16 protein-coding genes are annotated in these 18,867 nt (G+C 59.4%); 9 read left to right on the top strand and 7 right to left on the bottom strand.

Annotated elements, in window-relative coordinates:
* Nucleotides 1-10: 10 nt before the first annotated feature.
* From EDF70_RS13235 to EDF70_RS13210, 6 genes are all read right to left on the bottom strand, one after another.
* The gene (locus EDF70_RS13235; RefSeq protein ID WP_132274053.1) at nt 11-844 is read right to left on the bottom strand and encodes a GNAT family N-acetyltransferase; all 834 of its coding nucleotides are present in this window, start codon (nt 842-844) and stop codon (nt 11-13) included.
* Nucleotides 841-1,587, bottom strand: a complete 747-nt coding sequence (locus tag EDF70_RS13230; protein WP_132274050.1) for an aspartate/glutamate racemase family protein — start codon at nt 1,585-1,587, stop codon at nt 841-843. The genes EDF70_RS13235 and EDF70_RS13230 overlap by 4 nt, the downstream gene beginning before the upstream one ends.
* Before the next feature lie 9 nt (nt 1,588-1,596).
* Entirely contained in the window at nt 1,597-2,415 is an 819-nt protein-coding gene (locus EDF70_RS13225; RefSeq protein ID WP_132274047.1) for an ABC transporter permease, read from the bottom strand.
* A 1-nt stretch (nt 2,416) separates the two neighbouring features.
* Entirely contained in the window at nt 2,417-3,328 is a 912-nt protein-coding gene (locus tag EDF70_RS13220) for an ABC transporter permease (protein WP_132274044.1), read from the bottom strand.
* Nucleotides 3,329-3,519: 191 nt separating this feature from the next.
* The gene (locus EDF70_RS13215) at nt 3,520-4,809 is read right to left on the bottom strand and encodes a PotD/PotF family extracellular solute-binding protein (protein WP_132274042.1); all 1,290 of its coding nucleotides are present in this window, start codon (nt 4,807-4,809) and stop codon (nt 3,520-3,522) included.
* 33 nt (nt 4,810-4,842) lie between these two features.
* Nucleotides 4,843-5,934: an ABC transporter ATP-binding protein gene (locus EDF70_RS13210; protein WP_132274039.1), complete on the bottom strand. Its 1,092-nt coding sequence runs from the start codon at nt 5,932-5,934 to the stop codon at nt 4,843-4,845.
* Between the two features lie 236 nt (nt 5,935-6,170).
* Here EDF70_RS13210 and EDF70_RS13205 point away from each other — a divergent pair, with 236 nt between their 5' ends.
* Entirely contained in the window at nt 6,171-6,887 is a 717-nt protein-coding gene (locus tag EDF70_RS13205) for a GntR family transcriptional regulator (protein WP_132274036.1), read from the top strand.
* A 60-nt stretch (nt 6,888-6,947) separates the two neighbouring features.
* On the opposite strand, the gene EDF70_RS13200 is transcribed toward EDF70_RS13205, so the two are convergent.
* Nucleotides 6,948-8,513: an IclR family transcriptional regulator gene (locus EDF70_RS13200; RefSeq protein ID WP_132274033.1), complete on the bottom strand. Its 1,566-nt coding sequence runs from the start codon at nt 8,511-8,513 to the stop codon at nt 6,948-6,950.
* A 390-nt stretch (nt 8,514-8,903) separates the two neighbouring features.
* Here EDF70_RS13200 and EDF70_RS13195 point away from each other — a divergent pair, with 390 nt between their 5' ends.
* From EDF70_RS13195 to EDF70_RS13160, 8 genes are all read left to right on the top strand, one after another.
* Nucleotides 8,904-10,514: an ABC transporter substrate-binding protein gene (locus EDF70_RS13195; RefSeq protein ID WP_132274030.1), complete on the top strand. Its 1,611-nt coding sequence runs from the start codon at nt 8,904-8,906 to the stop codon at nt 10,512-10,514.
* Between the two features lie 75 nt (nt 10,515-10,589).
* Entirely contained in the window at nt 10,590-11,531 is a 942-nt protein-coding gene (locus EDF70_RS13190; RefSeq protein WP_132274027.1) for an ABC transporter permease, read from the top strand.
* Between the two features lie 41 nt (nt 11,532-11,572).
* Nucleotides 11,573-12,418, top strand: coding sequence for an ABC transporter permease (locus EDF70_RS13185; protein WP_245519200.1), 846 nt, complete (start codon nt 11,573-11,575; stop codon nt 12,416-12,418).
* Entirely contained in the window at nt 12,415-14,085 is a 1,671-nt protein-coding gene (locus tag EDF70_RS13180; RefSeq protein WP_132274022.1) for an ABC transporter ATP-binding protein, read from the top strand. The genes EDF70_RS13185 and EDF70_RS13180 overlap by 4 nt, the downstream gene beginning before the upstream one ends.
* A gap of 19 nt (nt 14,086-14,104) precedes the next feature.
* The gene (locus tag EDF70_RS13175) at nt 14,105-15,607 is read left to right on the top strand and encodes a M81 family metallopeptidase (protein ID WP_132274019.1); all 1,503 of its coding nucleotides are present in this window, start codon (nt 14,105-14,107) and stop codon (nt 15,605-15,607) included.
* Nucleotides 15,608-15,642: 35 nt separating this feature from the next.
* Complete coding sequence (locus tag EDF70_RS13170) at nt 15,643-16,803, top strand: M20 aminoacylase family protein (RefSeq protein ID WP_132274016.1); 1,161 nt, start codon at nt 15,643-15,645, stop codon at nt 16,801-16,803.
* A gap of 116 nt (nt 16,804-16,919) precedes the next feature.
* Nucleotides 16,920-18,323 carry an amidase gene (locus tag EDF70_RS13165; protein WP_132274013.1) on the top strand — a complete coding sequence of 468 codons (1,404 nt, stop codon included), beginning with the start codon at nt 16,920-16,922 and terminating at the stop codon, nt 18,321-18,323.
* A 136-nt stretch (nt 18,324-18,459) separates the two neighbouring features.
* A complete protein-coding gene (locus tag EDF70_RS13160; protein WP_245519199.1) occupies nt 18,460-18,864 on the top strand; it encodes a DUF930 domain-containing protein in 405 nt (134 codons plus the stop codon).
* Nucleotides 18,865-18,867 lie beyond the last annotated feature (3 nt).

The raw sequence follows: 18,867 nt of genomic DNA, 5'->3' as shown, positions 1-18,867 counted from the left end.
TAAAAGCAAACTAGCCGAGTTCCAGCGTGGTGATGCCGAATACGCCTCGGTCGTCCAGCACTGGCGGGGCACCACGATACATGCGCGATGTCACAAAGCCTCTGGTGAAGGCGTGATTTTTCAGAAAACCGGCGAATGTCTGCTGTGCGCCGGGAACGTCTATATGCAGCATTTCATCGCCCGCCTGCGCGGAGCAGACGACCAATAGGCTTTCGGCATCGGCCGAATTCTCGGCGAAAAGCGGCCCGATTTTAAAACCTTCCTGACATCTGCGCAACACCGCAAAACCATTGATCGCGCCATTGCGCAGTATGGCGAAGGTTATTCTCGGCGGTTTCAGCCATTCGGCCAGAAATGTCTGCCGGCCGGCGGGGAAGAAGCGACGGTCGTAAGCGACAATGGGCGGGAGCAGATCTTCGCCAACCCGAACAACGTCCTCGGAATGAGCACCCTGAACGCGTCCGCTCCAGCGAAATGTTTCATAGGCGGGTAAGAAACCCATGGTTCGATAGTTGGATTGTTGTTGCGGCACGCCATCCAGACCGATCGTTCGACCCGCCAGATGCGCCATGCCTGCATCCCAGACGCGCCGGCCAAAACCTTTTCCGCGAAAATCCGGGTGCGTAATATACAGCCCGATGAACCCGAAATCGCTGTCATACCGCACGGCGGAAACCCCGGCGACCATTTCATCGGCTATGAAACAGCCCAGAAAACCCTCGGGGTCCGCGGCGAGGAAGGCCGGTGCGTCTGCGAGACCGGGGTTCCAGCCCTCATCTGCGGCCCATTCGAGCAGTTTTCCCACTTCCTGAGCATCAAGCGGGCGGATCATCGGTGTCGTCATGCCTCCGTTAGCCTTCCGGGTTCGAAAGCTTCCATCAGCCCTTGATAAGGTTTTGAGATCGGCGTGGCATATGCGCCTCGTTTGGCGGTTGTCAGCCCCATCGTCACGAGGGATTCCGCCTGCTTGACCGCTGCGGCAACGCCATCCACCACCGGTACGCCGAATTCTGCTCTCAACTCTGCCGTCAAATCCGCCATGCCGGCGCAGCCGAGCACGATTGCCTCCGCCCGGTCCTCTTTCAGGGCAAGCGCAATTTCGCTGCGCAGCCGCTCCCGGGCATTCGAGTTCGGGTCTTCGAGCGAAAGGACAGGAATATCGGCGGCCCTGACCTTGCAGCGCGACGACATGCCGTAACGATGCACCAGATGTTCGAGCGGCAACCGTGAACGCTCCATCGTTGTCACCACAGTGAATTTTTGCGCAATGAACGCGGTGGCAGACACTGCCGCTTCGCAGATGCCGATCACCGGCACATTTGCCAGCGCCCGTGCGGCGTCGAGCCCGGTATCATCAAAACAGGCAATCACGACGGCGTCGATGCCGGTCTTCTCGCCCTCGGCGATCGCCTTCAGGAGGCCTGGAATGGCAAAGACCTCATCGTAATACCCTTCGATGGAGACGGGGCCCATGGACGATGTGACCGCAACGATCTCGGTGCCGGCAGCGGCGACGCGGCGCGCCGAGTCGGCAATCGTTGCCGTCATGCTGGCGGTGGTGTTGGGATTGATGACGAGGATGCGCATGGTCTGGCTTTACGATTTCAGGCGGCGGCGGTTGAGGTGGACGATCAGCCCCAGCGTGCCGGCGATCACGAGGAAGGAAAAGACGGTCGTTACCGTGCCGAGCGCATAGAGCACCGGCGTCGTCACATTGGTGGTCATGCCGTAGATTTCGAGCGGCAGCGTATTGAACGAGCCGGATGTCATCAGTGTGCGGGCGAATTCGTCATAGGATAGCGTGAAGCCGAACAGGCCGACGCCGATCAGGCTCGGCGCGATCATCGGCAGCACGACATTGGAAAACGTCTGCCACGACGAGGCGCCAAGGTCGCGCGCCGCTTCCTCGTAAGCCGGAGAGAAGCGGTTGAACACGGCAAACATGATCAGCACGCCGAAAGGCAGGGTCCATGTCAGATGCGCGCCGAAACCGGAGGAATACCAGGCGGGTTGCAGGCCAAGCTGGTTGAACAGCACACCGATGCCCAAGGACACGATGATCGACGGCACGACGAGGCTGGCGACCGCTAGATAGAAAAGTGCTGTTGCGCCGATAAAGCCGCGGCGGAAGGCAAGCCCCGCCAGCAGAGAGACGGCGACGGTCACCAGCATGACCATGATGCCGAGCATGGCGGATCGCCTGAACGAGCCGCCGAAGTCGCCCACTGCCTGCGTTTCGAACAGATTGGCGAACCAGCGCAAGGACACGCCATTGAGCGGGAAGGTGAGGCCGCCATTCGGTCCCTGGAAGGAAAGGATCAGCACTGCCGAAAGCGGCCCGTAAAGGAACAGCACGAAGACGGCGAAGAAGATCGCGAGAAGATAGAATTCGCGGGAGCGGGGTTCGCGGTGCATCTCAAAGCTCCTTGCGGATATCGACGACGCGCAGGATGCCCGCCACCATCGTGAGGACCAGTGCCAGCAGCACCACGGCGTTTGCGGCTGCGGCCGGATATTGCAACAGCGACATCTGGTTCTTCATCATCAGCGCTACGGATGCACTCTGCCCGCCGGACATGACCTGCACCGTCGAAAAATCGGCCATGACCAGCGTCACGACAAAGATCGTGCCGATCGCCATGCCGGGTTTAGCGAGCGGAATGATGACATTGGTGAGGATCTGCCAGCTGGATGCGCCGGCATCCCGCGCCGCTTCCACCAGTGATTTGTCTATGCGCATCAGGGTGTTGAAGATCGGCGTTACCATGAACAGCGTGTAGAGATGCACCATGGCTAGCACGACCGCAAAATCCGAATAGAGCAGCCATTCTATCGGATTGGAAATCAGCCCGGAATTGACCAGCGCCGAATTGATCAGGCCGTTGCGCCCCAGTACCGGGATCCACGAGATCATGCGGATGATATTGGATGTCAGGAAGGGCACGGTGCAGACGAGAAACAGCACCATCTGCATCGATGTCGTGCGGATATGGAAGGCCAGAAAATAGGCGACCCAGAAGCCGATGACGAGCGTGATCGCCCAGACCAGCACGGCGAATTTCAGCGTGTTGAGATAGGTTTTCCAGGTCACCCATGAACCCAGGGTTTCCTCGTAGTTCATCGTCAGGAAATCCGGATACATCTGGGCAAAATCATAGTCCCAGAAGCTGACGACCGTGATCATGAGGATCGGCAGGAGCAGGAAAAAGCCGAGGATCAGGGTGAGCGGAATGGCCTGCAGATAGGAGATGACGGCAAGCGGCAGGCGAAAGCCGCTGTTTCGCACACGTCCGACTTTTCCGGTTTCTGATGATGTGATCGTGGCCATTGCATCGTCTCCCGTGAGCATCTGAACCTTTCCTCGCGGGAAGGCTTCGCTTTTGGTCCCTCTGGCCTGCCGGCCATCTCCCCCACAAGGGGGGAGAAAATCCGCGGCATTCGCTTTGCCTCAAGTGAGGTTCGGCGGTCAGGCAGGGTTAAGCCCTCCCCCTTGTGGGGAGGGTGGGGAGGGGTTTTCCCTTAAGCCGCGATGAACTCGTTCCAGCGGCGAACCATGTAGCGGTCTTCGTCCATCACCGAGTTCCAGCATGCGACATGGCCCATGCGCTCCTCGAAGGAGCCGCCATCACGGATAGCGCCGGCCTTTTCCATGACCTTGCCATCCGGCGCGACGATGTCGCCGGCCGCAGCCTTGCCTTCGATCCAGTAGCCCCATTCGTCGGCCGACATGTGTTCCTTGGCGGTTTCCATGCAGGCGGAATAATAGCCCTGGCGGTTGAGATAGGCGCCGACCCAGCCCGACGTGTACCAGTTGATATATTCATAGGCGGCATCGAGCTGTGCACCGGTCAGGTGGGCTGCAAGACCGAGACCACCGCCCCACGAGCGATAACCTTCCTTGAGCGGCTGGTATTTGCAGGCGATGCCCTTGGAACGGACGGCGGCGACGGCCGGCGACCACATCGACTGGATGATGACTTCGCCGGACGACATCAGGTTGACCGACTCGTCGAACGACTTCCAGAACGCACGGAACTGGCCGTCCTGCTTGGCCTTGATCAGGAAGTCGATCGTCTTGTCGATCTCTTCCTTGGTCATGTTACCCTTGTCGGCATATTTGATGTTGCCGAGCGCTTCCATGATCATCGCGGCATCCATGATGCCGATCGACGGGATGTTGAGGATCGAGGTCTTGCCCTTGAATTTCGGGTCCATGATATCGGCCCAGGTGGTGATCTCGCGGCCGACGAGATCCGGACGAATGCCGAGCGTATCGGCATTGTAGATCGTCGGCATCATCGTGAACCACTGGGTCTCTTCCTTGGCGAACGTCTTGTCGCCCGGCTTGCCGACGAAGCCGACCGTGTGCGGCGCGGTGCCCTGCGCGATCACGCTGTCCGGCTTCAGCTTGCCGTTCTTGAACAACGGCACGACCTTGTCGTAATATTTCAGCTTCTTCACATCCATCGGCTGGATGACATTGGCCGCATAGACCTTCTTCAGGATCCAGTACTCGATATCGGCGATATCATAGGATTTCGGCTGGGTGACGGCGCGCTGTGCGGCGGCATCTGAATCCGTTGCGGTCATTTCCAGCGTGATGCCGAGGTCGGCCTTGCACTTTTCGGCGATCGCATTGAGGTTCGACACGCCGGTGCCGAACTGGCGCAACGTGATCGGGTTCTGTGCCCAGATGGTCGGGAAGCCGGTGATGGCGCCCGAGCCGGCGGCAAGACCCGCCGCAGCCGACGCGGTTTTCAGCAACGAGCGGCGCGAAATGCCTTTGGCTGTCTTCTTGGTCTCGGTCATGTCAGTTCTCCTCTTGAGGTTTATTGTTGTCTTTCAGTGCTTCAGCCGGCCCAGCACGAGCGCATCCTCACGCTCCCAGGTCAGCGGAATGGCGTCGCCAACCTTCACCGGGCTGGCGAAATAGTCCTTGTCGCTGAGGATGGCGGTGAAATCCTCCACACCGGCGCCGTTGACGGTAAGCTTCACCGAAGCGCCGCGATATTCGACATTGGACACCGAGCCGGTGAAACCCAGCCCTTTTTCCGAGGACGGGCCAACGCGCACGCGGTCCGTGCGGATTGCGATATCCGCCATCTCGCTCAGGCCCGCGCTACCCTGGCCCGTGGCCAGAAAATCGCCGCCGGCCGGCACCGAGATCATCAGGTCATCGCTGGTGCTGGTGGTGACGCGGCCCGAGATTACGTTGTGATCGCCCATGAACTTTGCGACGAAGGCCGTTGCCGGGCGTTCGAACACGGTGCGCGGATGGGCGGCCTGTTCGATGCGCCCGTCATTCATGATGACGATGATATCAGCCAGCGCCATTGCTTCTTCCTGGCTGTGCGTCACATGCACGAAAGTGATGCCGAGCGAGGTCTGCAGCTTTTTGAGTTCCGCACGCATGCGGATCTTCAGGAACGGATCGAGCGCCGAAAGCGGCTCATCGAGCAACAGCGCTTCCGGATCGGTGATCAATGCGCGGGCCAGCGCCACACGCTGCTGCTGGCCGCCGGAAAGCTGGGCCGGACGACGCGTCGCATAGGCTTCGAGCTGCATCAGTCGCAGCATCTCCATCGCCTTGCTGCGGCGCTCTTCCTTCGGCACGCCCTTCATCTTCAGCGAGAAGGCGACATTGTCGATCAGGTCGAGATGCGGGAACAGCGCGTAGGACTGGAACATCATGGCCGTGCCGCGTCTTGCCGGGGATAAGTCGGTGACGACGGTGTTGCCGAGCCGGATATCGCCGGTCGAGATCGTCTCGTGGCCGGCGATCATCCGCAGCGTCGAGGTCTTGCCGCAACCGGATGGGCCGAGCAGGCAGCAATAGGTTCCGGCCGGTATCTTCAAACTGATCTCATGGACCGCCGTGGTGGCGCCATAGATCTTGGAGACGGATACGATGTCTATTTCGGCGGCTTTGCTCATAGGCATTCTCCTGCGACAATTTATCCATGCAGGGGCCGTGCCAGTTCGTTTTACCGCTGAAACGAAAGGGAGTTTTCGAAGATGAGCAGGGTCAGTCGCCGAGCATGAGCAAATTTGCGGCGATGGTTTTCGATCTTGTGGTCAAATTGTATGCAATGTCGAGGTGGGATTGCGAAACATCACACTATGCAGGCAAGGGGAGGCGGGTTAGAAGAGGCCATGCCGGATAAACGCCTATGACCCTGCTCGAGAACACTGCAATCTCTGCCGATGCCGGTATGGAGGATCGCTCCCTGGCTATCCGCGAGGCTTTGCGCAACGCCATCATCGACCGGCGGCTTGCGCCCGGCACAAAACTGTCGGAAGCGGAAGTCGGCTCGCTGTTCGATGTAAGCCGTACCGTGGCCCGTGCCGCGCTGCAGATGCTCACCTTCGAAGGGCTGGTTAAGACCGAGCGCAACCGCGGCGCCTTCGTTTCCAATCCTTCACCGGAAGAAGCGCGTCAGATCTTTGCATCCCGCAGGCTCATAGAGCCGGGGATTGTCGCGGCGGCGATCGAACGGATCACGCCTGCCGATATCGCCAGGTTCCGCGCGCAACTGGATGAGGAAGCGCGCCATATGAATGAGCGCGGCCCGACAGCGCGTCGCGCTGAAATCAAGGCGTCCGGCGATTTTCATCTGATGCTGGCATCTGCAGCGGGAAACGTCATCCTCGAAAAATTCATGGATGAACTGGTGGCGCGGTCATCGCTGGTCATTGCTCTTTATGGACGTTCCGGCGCTTCCAGCTGTGGTCATTCGGAACATACGGCGGTGCTCGATGCCCTGGAAAAAGGTGATGCCGATCGTGCCGCTGCCTTGATGGTGCACCACATCGACCACATCGAGGCGGATCTCGACCTGCAGCATCGGGAAGGTCGCGGCCTCAGGGATGCATTGACCTTAGTCTGAAATCTGTCCCCGCCTCCCAGGCGGTGCATGGCATCCGGATCGGTAATCGCCGGATATCCCTCAATACATCAGGCCACTTCTGCTGTGGGACAGCAATGAGGGAACCACGTCCTTCTCCAGCCTGTCTATCGTCCACGTCCGCGCTGGCGCCGATACGACGATTGCGCCAAGTGGGCGCCCGTCAGGCCCACGGACAGCGGCTGCAACATTCAGCTCGTCACGCACGGACTGTCGATCGGTAAATGCAATACCTCTGGCACTGGCGCTTCGGATATCCGCGAAAATGGCGTCCTTGTCGGTTACCGTGTGTGCCGTGAAGGCCTCGATAGTGCTGTTTGCCAGAATGCCGCGGGTTTCCTCTTCCGGCAGCCATGACAACATTGCCCTTCCCCCCGAAGATGATGCCGCAAGGAAACGTCGGCCGGGATACACTGTTCGATAGTCGGGATCCGGTCTGCTTTGTACGTGAAGAAGGTGCACGATCTCGGTGCCGTCGAGGATGCAGAACGAACATCTCAACCCGCATTCCTCGCGGAACCGGATCAACCTTGGCCAGACGGAACGAACAAGATCATTTGTCATCTGAAATCGATTGAGAAGATCGAGTGACCGGATCGCGATATGGTATGCGCGCTTGGGCTCGTATTTCGCAAGGTAGCCGAGTTCGATCAGCGTATCGGTGATCCTCTGCACCGTTGGCACAGGGAAGCCCGTTCGCCTGGAAAGCTCCGTCAGTGTCAGCAGAGGCGTGTCGGGATAGAAAAACTGCAGGAGATGAATGCTCTTGCTGACTGCGGCGATCTCCAGCGGGTCGTCTTCGATCTCCAGCGGCCGTATGACCCGCGAACCGGGATCGATCGTCGTTGGCCGGGTGATCGGGGCAATGCGTGTCGCGTTGATGTTACCGATCGCGTCGCGCAGCAGAGTGGCTGTCTCCTGTGCTGCGGTTTCATCCCGAAGACCGGAGAGCGTCAGTGCGCCGATCGGCTCGCCGTTCGCACCACAAAACGAAGCTGCGATCGTATTTCCGTTGCTGCTTCCACCTTCGGGATCGAAGGCATAACCGGCCTTCCGTTCTGCGGCGAGCTTGCTCAGAAAATGCGGATAATCTTCCCCCGTCGCTGACGTGACGAACGGCAGGGTCTGTTTGAGTTGCTCATCCGTCAATGCCGACAGCAGGGCGCGACCGGGTGCTGAGCCTGCAAGGCCGATGCGGCTTCCCACGGGGGCGAGTGCAAGCGATGATGCCGGGGAGGGAATTCGCGCCAGTGTGATCATGTCATTGCCATCGCGGAGCCAAAGATCGCAGCTCAGTGCCGTTCGCGCATTGAGTTCCACCGCAAATGGCAAGACCAGCTCGAGGAGTTGGTTCGATGACAGGTAGACGAATGCCGGATCCACGGCGCGGTGGGTCAGCGACAGCAGCGTTCCGGAAGTATCCCGGCGCAGCCACCCGCTTTTCAACAGTGTGTGAACGAGCCTCTGGGCGCTGGACCGCGTCATCTCCGCGCGCGATGCTATATCCGTGATCCGCAGCTCGGGTGTCTCCGGGCCAAACAGCGAAAGCACCGTAAAGGCCTTGCCGATGGAGGCAATCCGCGCACGGTGATCTGTAGTTTCGGACATCCGTTCCTCAAAAAAATGCTGCGTTGCGACGAAAAATTTTGACAAGCATTTCGCGGTCTTTATAATCGCATATCAAGAATAGCAATCGCATTGCGGTAATAATCATAAGGGGACGCCGTGAAGCACTATTTTGGTAATCGCCGTCGGTAGACGGTGCTGGGGCGAGTGCGCCTGGAATCCAGTTGTCGATTCCTGGGCGCGCTGACTTGATCGCACACATCGACGTTCATCCGGGTCGGGGCTTTCGGGCTTCCGTCAATGCCGCTCGATGTCCGGTCTTTGGGCGAAAATCCATCTGTTCATTTAACGAATTACGCCCGCAAGCGTCGATGCGGGCGGTGATCCTGCATGCCCATTTCAAGTTCAATCAAAAATAAGGGAACAGCTGAAATGCAGACGACCAAGACCACGAAACCCTCTCTGCTTAAAGGTGTGCTGGCCGCCGCCTTTCTTACGTTTTCGACAGGTGTCTGCGGCTTCGCTTCCGCTGTTTCTGCCGAAACACTGGTTGTGGTGCCGCATTCGGGCCTTCGAATTCTCGATCCGATCATCACGACGGCGCATATCGTGCGCAATCACGGCTACATGATCTATGACACGCTTCTGGCATTTGATGCGGACTTCAAGGTGCAGCCGCAGATGGCAAGCTACACCGTTTCCGACGATGGCTTGACCTACACATTTACCCTTCGCGACGGATTGAAATGGCATGACGGCACCCCCGTCACCGCCGAGGATTGCATCGCTTCGGTTCAGCGTTGGGGCAAACGCGACACGTCCGGACAGGTGCTTTTCGACAAGCTCGAAAGCCTGACGGCAAACGGCGAAAAAGAGTTTACCTTCAAGCTGAAGGAAACCTTCGCCTATTTGCCGGAGACGCTGGCAAAACCATCCTCGGTCGTGCCTTTCATGATGCCAAAGCGCATTGCTGCGACCCCGGCCGATACCGCCATCACTGAATTCATCGGCTCCGGCCCCTTCAAGTTCGTAACGGAAGAATATCAGCCGGGCGTCAAATCCGTTTACGAGAAATTTGCCGACTACGTTCCCCGTTCGGAGGCGCCGAGCTGGCTGGCTGGCGGTAAGGTCGTCAAGGTCGATCGTGTCGAATGGACCGCCATGCCGGATCCGCAAACGGCGATGAATGCCATCCAGTCGGGCGAAATCGACTATCTGGAAGCGCCGCCGATCGATCTCCTGCCGCTGGTGGAAGGCAATGACGAACTGACCGTCAGAAAACTGAGCCCGCTTGGTGGACAGACCATGGGCCGCATGAATTTCCTCTATCCGCCCTTCGACAACAAGAAGATCCGCCAGGCGGCGCTGAAGGCGATGAACCAGAAGGACGTTCTCGACGCCTTTATTGGCAATCCGGCTTATTACACGATCTGCGGCTCGCTTTTCGGTTGTGGCACGCCATTCGAATCCACAGCAGGTTCCGAGACGCTGACCGGTTCGGGGGATGTGGAAGGCGCCAAAGCCTTGTTGAAGGAGGCCGGTTACGATGGCACGCCGGTCGTCATTCTTCAGCCGACCGACGTGACGACGACAAAGGCGCAGCCGGTGGTCGCCGCCAATGCCTTGCGCGCCGCAGGCTTCAATGTCGAGCTTCAGCCGATGGATTGGCAGACCGTGGTGACCCGCCGTGCCTCGCAGAAGCCTGTGGCCGAGGGCGGCTGGAACATGTTCTTCACCAACTGGATCGTGCCGGAGATCATGACGCCGCTCAACAATCCGATGCTCAACGGGCGCGGCAAGAATGGCTTCTTCGGCTGGCCGACCGACCCGAAACTGGAAGAGCTGCGCGCCAAATATCTGGCAGCCAAGACACCGGATGAGCAGAAGGCCGCCGCCGGTGAGCTGCAGGCGCACGCCCTGGACGAGGTGAGCTACATTCCTCTTGGTCAGTACAACGTGCCATCGGTTTGGCGCAACGTGGTGACCGGTCTCCTTGATGCACCCGTGCCGGTCTTCTGGAATATCGAGAAAACCGAGGAATAACGCACAGACGGGTCGGCGGCACCAAGCCCGGTGCGGCCGACCCAATCCCTGACGCAAACCGACGTGAGGATGCTCATGCTGGCCTATACTTTCCGGCGGATACTGGCGGCTGTGCCCGTACTCGTCACTGTTGCCGTTTTCGTGTTTCTCCTGCTGCGCCTGACACCCGGCGATCCCGCCGCCATCATCGCCGGGGACATGGCCACCCCGGATCAATTGGAGCGCATCCGCGCATCGCTCGGCCTCGACAAGCCGATCATTGTCCAGTTCTTCTCGTGGTTCTGGCTGCTTGTTCAGGGTGATCTCGGGACCTCGCTGATATCCAATACACCGGTCGCCAAGATGATCGGTCAGCATATAGAGCCGACGATCAGCCTTGCGCTACTGACCATCGTTCTGTCGGTGGCCATCGCGGTTCCGCTCGGTGTCATCGCCGCGTGGCGGCACGGCACATGGGTCGATTACACCGTCATGACGATCTCGGTCGTCGGTTTTTCGGTGCCCGTCTTCGTCGTCGGTTACATTCTCATCCAGATTTTCGCGATCGACCTCAAATGGTTTCCGGTGCAGGGATTTCGCAGCATCACGCGAGGGATCGGGCCGTTTCTGGAACGCGCGGTTCTTCCTGCCGTGACACTCGCGTCGATCTACATCGCGCTCATCGCGAGAATGACCCGAGCCGCCGTTCTTGAAGTGCTGGGAGAAGATTACGTGCGGACAGCGCGGGCGAAGGGGCTGCGGGAAAAAACCGTTCTGTTTCGCCACGCACTGCGCAACGCCGCCGTTCCCGTCCTGACGATTATCGGCACCGGTTTCGCGCTTCTGATCACCGGCGTCGTCGTCACCGAAAGCATATTCAACATTCCCGGCATCGGCCGACTGACCGTCGATGCGATCCTGGCGCGTGATTACCCCGTCATTCAGGGCATGATCCTGCTGACCAGCGGCATCTATGTGCTGGTCAACCTGCTTATCGACCTTTCCTATTCATTCTTCGACCCAAGGATCCGGTACTGATGGCTCAGTCTACATTCTTTGGCGCCGCGATGCGTCTGCCCATGTTCCGGTCGAAAGGTCGGCACCGCAGATCTTTTCTTGTCCCCGGCCTGGCGCTTGCCATTCTGGTTATTGCCGTCATCGTTGCACTTCTTGCGCCATGGCTGAGTTCGCATGATCCGCTGGCCATGACGCCATCGTCACGGCTGAAACCCTCGAGTGATGCCTATCTGCTTGGTACGGACGCTTACGGTCGCGACCTCTACTCGCGGGTTCTCTATGGTGCGCGGATTTCGCTGTTCATCGGCGTCGGCTCCACCGTTATTTCCGTCGGCATCGGATTGGCAATCGGCCTCGTTTCCGGTTTTTTCCGTGTTCTCGACGCGATCGTGATGCGTATCATGGATGCGTTGATGGCGATCCCCAGTCTGCTGCTGGCCATCGCGGTCGTCTCGTTGACCGGTGCCAGTATCTGGACGGTGATGTTCGCGATCACCGTGCCGGAGGTTCCGCGCGTGGTTCGCCTCGTCCGGTCGGTGGTGCTGACGGCGCGTGAAGAACCCTATGTCGAGGCGGCGATCGCTGCCGGATCCAGTCTGCCTAAAATCCTGTGGCGGCATCTGATGCCAAACACGCTCGCGCCGTTGATCGTGCAGGGAACCTATGTCTGCGCCTCGGCCATCCTCACGGAGGCGATCCTGTCCTTCCTCGGCGCCGGTGTCTCCACCGAAACGCCGACCTGGGGAAACATCATGGCGGAGGGTCGCGCCTATTTCCAGATTGCCCCGCAGATGATCTTCTGGCCGGGTCTGGCGCTTTCGCTTTGCATCCTGTCCATCAATCTTCTGGGCGATACCGCGCGTGATCTTCTCGATCCCCGGATGAAAAAGAGAGAGGCCGCGAAATGACCAATCATTCATTCGATGCGAGCCATGCGGCAGCCGTTCTCGAGGTCAAAAATCTTGTCGTCGGCCTCACCGGTGACGAAGACACGGCTCCGGTCCTGAACGGCATTGCCATCACCATCCGTGCCGGAGAAACGGTCTGCCTTGTCGGCGAATCCGGTTCCGGCAAATCGGTGACGTCGCTGGCAACAATGGGATTGCTGCCGCGACAATCGCTTGATCCGAGAGCTGGTGAAATCCTGTTCGAAGGCGAGGATCTGCTGAAGGCGGATGCCAGCCGCATGCGTGCGCTTCGATCGAAAAGCATCGCGATGATTTTTCAGGAGCCGATGACCGCCCTCAACCCGGTGCTAACCGTCGGCCAGCAGATATGCGAAGTCCTGCAGGAGCACACCCGGCTTTCGGCGACAGAGCAGAAACAGGCTGTGCTGGAGATGATGCGCGAAGTGCATCTGCCGGATGTCGACCGCATTTTCGGTTCTTATCCACATCAGCTGTCGGGTGGCCAACGGCAGCGCATCATGATTGCCATGGCGCTGATCTTGAAGCCGAAACTGTTGATCGCCGACGAACCGACAACCGCGCTCGATGTCACCACCCAGAAGCAGATCCTCAAGCTGATCGACGAACTTCAGGAGAAACAGGGCACTGCCGTCCTGTTCATCACCCATGACATGGGCGTCGTGGCGGAGATCGCCGACACGGTTTATGTCATGAACCGCGGAGATGTCGTGGAAAGCGGCCCTATCGAGGCGATCCTGACCAATCCCCAAAAAGACTATACGCGCAAGCTTCTGTCGTCTGTGCCGAGCCTTGTCCCGAGAGCGCCCCGGCAACAGGGATCGACCGAGGTGGTTCTTTCCGCCTCGGAACTGGAAAAGGTCTATGGCAAGAAGGGATGGTTCGGCAAATTCGAGGCCGGCACCAGAGCCGCAACGGACGTGTCATTCACCCTGAAAAAAGGCCGTACCCTTGGCATTGTCGGGGAGTCCGGTTCCGGCAAGTCGACCGTGGCGCGCTGCGTCATGCGGCTCATCGACCCGACCTCCGGTTCAATTCGTGTGGGGGGCCAAGAGATCGCCGACTTTTCCCGACGGGCGATCCAGCCCCACCGCCAGCATATCCAGATGGTCTTTCAGGACCCCTACCGATCCCTCAATCCACGCATCACCGTTGGCGACAGCATTGCCGAGGGGCCGATGAACTATGGTGTGTCGAAGGCCGAAGCATTCAGGCGGGCAAGGGAATTGCTACAGATCGTTGGTCTGCCGGATGATGCCGTCAATCGCTATCCGCATCAGTTTTCCGGCGGGCAAAGGCAGCGTATCGCGATTGCGCGGGCGGTGGCCATGAACCCGAAAGTGCTGGTTGCCGATGAGGCTGTCTCGGCACTGGACGTTTCCGTTCAGGCCCAGGTCCTCGATCTTCTGTCCGATATGCAGGAAAAATTCGGGATCGCAATTCTGTTCATCACACATGACCTGCGCGTCGCGGCGCAGATATGCGACGATGTCATCGTCATGCAAAAGGGGCGGATCGTCGAATATGCAACGGGCCATGAAGTGCTGAGCAATCCTTCGCACGCCTACACACGCCAGCTTATCGACGCCGCTCCGGGCCGACATTGGGATTTCGCCAATTTCCGGCCGCTTGAGCCGACAGCCGCATGATATCGGGGGAATTGCCTACATGACATCGCCACGCGTTGCTTTCGCCGGTTTCATCCATGAGACAAATACGTTCGCACCGACCAAGGCCGACTATGCGACCTTTGTCGGAGGCTCCGGTCATCGGCCAATGTCCCGAGGGCAGGAGATTATCGCCGCTGTCGAGGGAGCGAATACGGGCACGGAAGGTGCGCTGAACCATGCGCGCATGGCTGGCTGGGAGATCGTGCCGATCCTGCGTGCCAGCGCAGTCCCCTCAGCCCATGTCACGCAGGATGCCTTCGAACGTATCTCCAGCGAAATCGTCGATAGCATCGTGGCCAGCCTGCCGCTCGACGGCATCTTTCTCGATCTGCACGGGGCCATGGTCGCCGAACATGTGGATGACGGGGAGGGCGAACTTCTGGCGCGTATCCGGCAGGCGATCGGTTACGACATTCCCATTTCCGTTTGTCTCGACCTGCACGGAAACATCACCGAACAGTCGATGAAGGATGCCGACATGCTGGTCGGCTACCGCACCTATCCCCATGTCGATATGGCAGATACCGGCAGACGGGCTGCAGAATTGCTCGACAGGCTGATGAGCGGCGAGCGCTTTGCAAAAGCCTACCGTCAGATCGATTACCTCATTCCCATCTCCTGGCAATGCACCACGATGGAGCCGGCAAAATCGGTTTATTCGCTGGTGGAAGCACTGGAAAAGCTTGGGGACATGGCGTCGACTTCGTTCTTCTTCGGCTTTCCCGCCGCGGATATCGCGGCCTGTGGCGCGTCCGTTCTCGCCTATGGCAAAACACAATCGGCAGCAGATGCGGCAGCCGACGAGATCAAGGCTCTGGTCGATCTCAATGAACCCGCATTCGCCGGAAAGGTCTTTACCCCGGACGAGGGCGTGAGGGAGGCGATGCGGATCGCGGCTATGGCAAAGAAGCCCGTAGTGATTTCCGACACGCAGGACAATCCGGGCGCCGGCGGCGATTCCAACACGACAGGCATGCTGCGGGCGCTGATCGACAACGATGCCCAAAACGCGTCGCTCGGCCTGTTTTACGATCCCGCCGCAGCCCTTGCCGCACAGGCGGCCGGTGTTGGCGCAACCATTCGCCTGGCCTTGGGCGGACAGTCCGGCATTGCCGGGGATGAACCTTACGAGGCGGATTTCGTGGTCGAGGCCATTTCCGATGGCAATACCCGCGTCTCAGGCCCGTTTTACGGCAATGCGCCCATGCATCTGGGGCCTTCGGCCTGCCTGCGCATCGGCGGCGTGCGTGTCGCGGTGGCCTCGCAAAAGGTGCAAATGGCCGATCGGGGGCTTTTCCGTTATCTCGGTATTGAACCGGAGAAGGAAGCCATTCTCGTCAACAAGAGTTCCGTTCACTTCCGCGCAGATTTCGAACCGATCGCCGAGACCATTATTGTCTGCGCGGCACCCGGACCGATGGCCGTCAGCCCTGCGTCGCTGCCCTGGACGAAGTTGCGCCCTGGCATTCGCCTTGCACCACTTGGCAGCACATTTGCCTGAAACATTTCGCTTTATGAAAAATCGAGGATCTTAAAATGCCTATCATGGACAAGATTGCCGGCTGGAAAGACGAGCTGACGGCAACCCGTCGCGACTTTCATCAGTATCCTGAAATCGGATTTGAAGAAGTCCGTACCTCCGGCATCGTTGCCGAAAAGCTTGGTGAGTGGGGGATCGAAGTCCATCGCGGTATCGGCAAGACGGGCGTTGTCGGCGTTCTCAAGGGTGCAAGGGGAGAGGGCCGGACCATCGGCCTGCGTGCGGATATGGACGCCCTGCCGATGGAGGAGCGCACCAATCTCGGTTATGCCTCGCGCACTCCGAACCGCTTCCACGGCTGCGGCCATGATGGCCATACGACCATGTTGCTGGGGGCTGCGCGCTATCTTGCCGAAACGCGCGACTTCGCCGGCACGGCCGTTTTCATTTTCCAGCCGGGCGAGGAAGGGTGTGGCGGCGCACGGGCGATGATCGCCGACGGTCTTTTCGACCGCTTCCCCTGCGATGAAATCTATGGTCTTCACAACGCACCGGATGACGAACCGTATCGTATCGGTATCAAGCCGGGCACAGCGATGGCGGGTGCGGACTTCTTCGATTTCCGCATCAAGGGAGTGGGCAGCCACGGCGCGCGCCCCGAGTTTTCCAAGGATCCGATCATCGTCGCCACACAGCTTGTTTCGGCCCTGCAGTCGGTGGTGTCGCGAAATGTCTCGCCGCTCAAGTCTGCGGTGCTCTCGGTCACGCAGATCCATGCCGGCTCCGCATACAATGTCATACCGGAAGAGGCGACGATATCAGGGACTGTCCGCTATCTCGACCGCGAGGTGAACGAGCAGATCAGGGATCGCATGCGGGAGATCGCAGCCGGTATTGCCACCAGCTTCGGTGTCGAGATCGAAACCGATATCCGCAACGTCTTCGATGTGTTGGTAAATACCGAAGAGCTCGTCGACGGCTTTGCCGATGCCGCGCGCGATGTTGTCGGCGACGACAATGTCTACATCAAGACCGGCCCGATAATGGGGAGCGAAGATTTCGCGGACATGCTGTTCAAGGTGCCGGGCGCTTACTGCACGGTCGGGCATGCGGGCAATGTTCCGGTGCACAATCCCGGCTTCGTTCTCGATGACGGTATCCTTCCGGTGGGTGCAAGCCTGCTTGCCCGGATCGTCGAGCGTCGCCTGGCGGCCTAACAGCAGCCACGTTGCTGCGGTTGCCTGCCGTCGCGGTTCATCCCGATTGTTCAATTTTCCCTGCGTGGAAGCGTTGAGGCGTAGCCGCGTCTCGACGCGGAACTGGAGTGCCATCTTTGACCAATGAAATCACGGATCTTTCCGCAGCGGATCTGTCCACCGCAATTCATGATCGCAAACTATCCTGCGTCGAGGTGATGGAAGCCTATCTCGACCGTATCGGCCGCCTCAATCCCGATATCAATGCCATCATATATCTGCGTCCAGAGCCGGAGCTTCTGGCGGAATCGAAAGCTGCCGATATCGAACTGGCGGATGGGCATAGCCGAGGCTGGATGCATGGCTTTCCGCAGGCCATCAAGGATCTGGCAGAGGTGAAGGGCATGCCCTGTTCCTTCGGCTCGCCGCTATTCCCGGACTACGTCTCCGCGGCGGACACCATCCATGTGGAACGGGTTCGTGGTGCGGGGGCGATCTTTATCGGCAAGACCAATACACCGGAATTCGGCCTCGGCTCGCATACCAGAAACCCCGTTCACGGCCCGACACGAAACCCGCATGACCTGACCAAATCCGCAGGCGGATCCTCGGGCGGTGCTGCGGCAGCCCTTGCCGCCCGGCTTCTGCCCGTCGCCGATGGCTCCGACATGATGGGGTCGCTGCGCAATCCGGCCGCCTTCAACAATGTTGTCGGTTTTCGGCCGAGTTTCGGCCGGGTGCCAAGCGATAAGGCTGCGGATCTTTTCCTTGGCCAGCTCGGGATCGCCGGCCCCATGGGCAAGACCGTGAGCGACACCGCATTGCTCCTGTCCACCCAGGCCGGTTACGATCGGCGTGACCCGTTGAGCCTCGCCAACGAGGATCTCGCTCTGCGCGGTCCCGCGGCGACCGAGGGCATGCGGATCGGTTGGTTCGGTGATTTCGGCGGCTACCTGCCGTTCGAGGATGGCGTGCTCGATACGGCGCGCAGCGCACTGACGGTGCTTGCCGATATCGGCTGCGAGGTCGAGGACGTCGCGCCGGAGTTCGACCTGCCGGCCCTGTGGGAGGCGTGGCTGACGCTTCGCAGCTTCAACGTGAGCCACGGCATGCGGGCATTTTATGATCAGCCGGACAAGCGGGCTTTGCTCAATCCGCAATATCTGTTCGAGTTCGATCTGGCACTGGGTAAAACTGCGGCGGATATTCACGCCGCTTCCGTCGTCAGAACGCGCTGGTACAAATATATGCTTGCGCTGTTCGAACGTTACGATTTCCTCGTCATGCCATCCACGCAGGTATTCCCGTTCGACGTCGATTTGCCGTGGCCGACCGAGATTGCCGGGCGCAGCATGGACACCTATCATCGCTGGATGGAGGTTGTCATCGGTCCGACAATGGCGGGGCTTCCTGTTGCGGCCATGCCAGCCGGGTTCGGCGCCGGCGGGCTTCCGACAGGCGTCCAGTTCGTTGGCCCACCCCGCGCCGACAGGGCGACGCTTGAATTCGCACTCGCATACGAGCGTCGCATCAACATGTGAACGTCAAACCTGTTGCCGTGGTTTTGAAGGGGGAACCTCAATCTGTTCACATCATTCTGTTTCGCGTCATGATAGGTGGTCAATTTCTGATCCATCTTCTAGTTTTGCCGCCGTCCGAGTCAGATCTATGGGGATATTGTTGAAGACCGTAGTTTTCCTGGCGGCAGCCGTTATCGCAGCCAGCACCGCCTCCATTGCACCCGCGCACGCCATCGACAGCAGCATCGCACGGCAACTGAATGCGCTCGATCCGCAGGAGCGGCGCGAGCAGAGATGCGATATCGAGGCGATGTCGCGTATTGCCAAGGCAGGCGAGGGGTTTCGGCCCGACAAGGTCATCGCCTATAGCCGTGCCGATATCATTGAAAAGGGTGACGATATCCGCGCGCCGGGTGCCGTCTTTCGCAGCGCAGGCGACTGGTACAAGCTGAAGTTCAAATGTCGTACCGGCGACGAGGGGCTCGGCATCGTTTCGTTTGACTACAAGATCGGCGAAAAAATCCCGCGCAGTGAATGGGATCGTCTCTATCTCTACGATTGAGCG

Origin of the sequence: Neorhizobium sp. JUb45 (assembly GCF_004343585.1) — a bacterium.
Classification (GTDB): domain Bacteria; phylum Pseudomonadota; class Alphaproteobacteria; order Rhizobiales; family Rhizobiaceae; genus Neorhizobium.
This window is presented reverse-complemented; position numbering and strand designations above follow the sequence as displayed.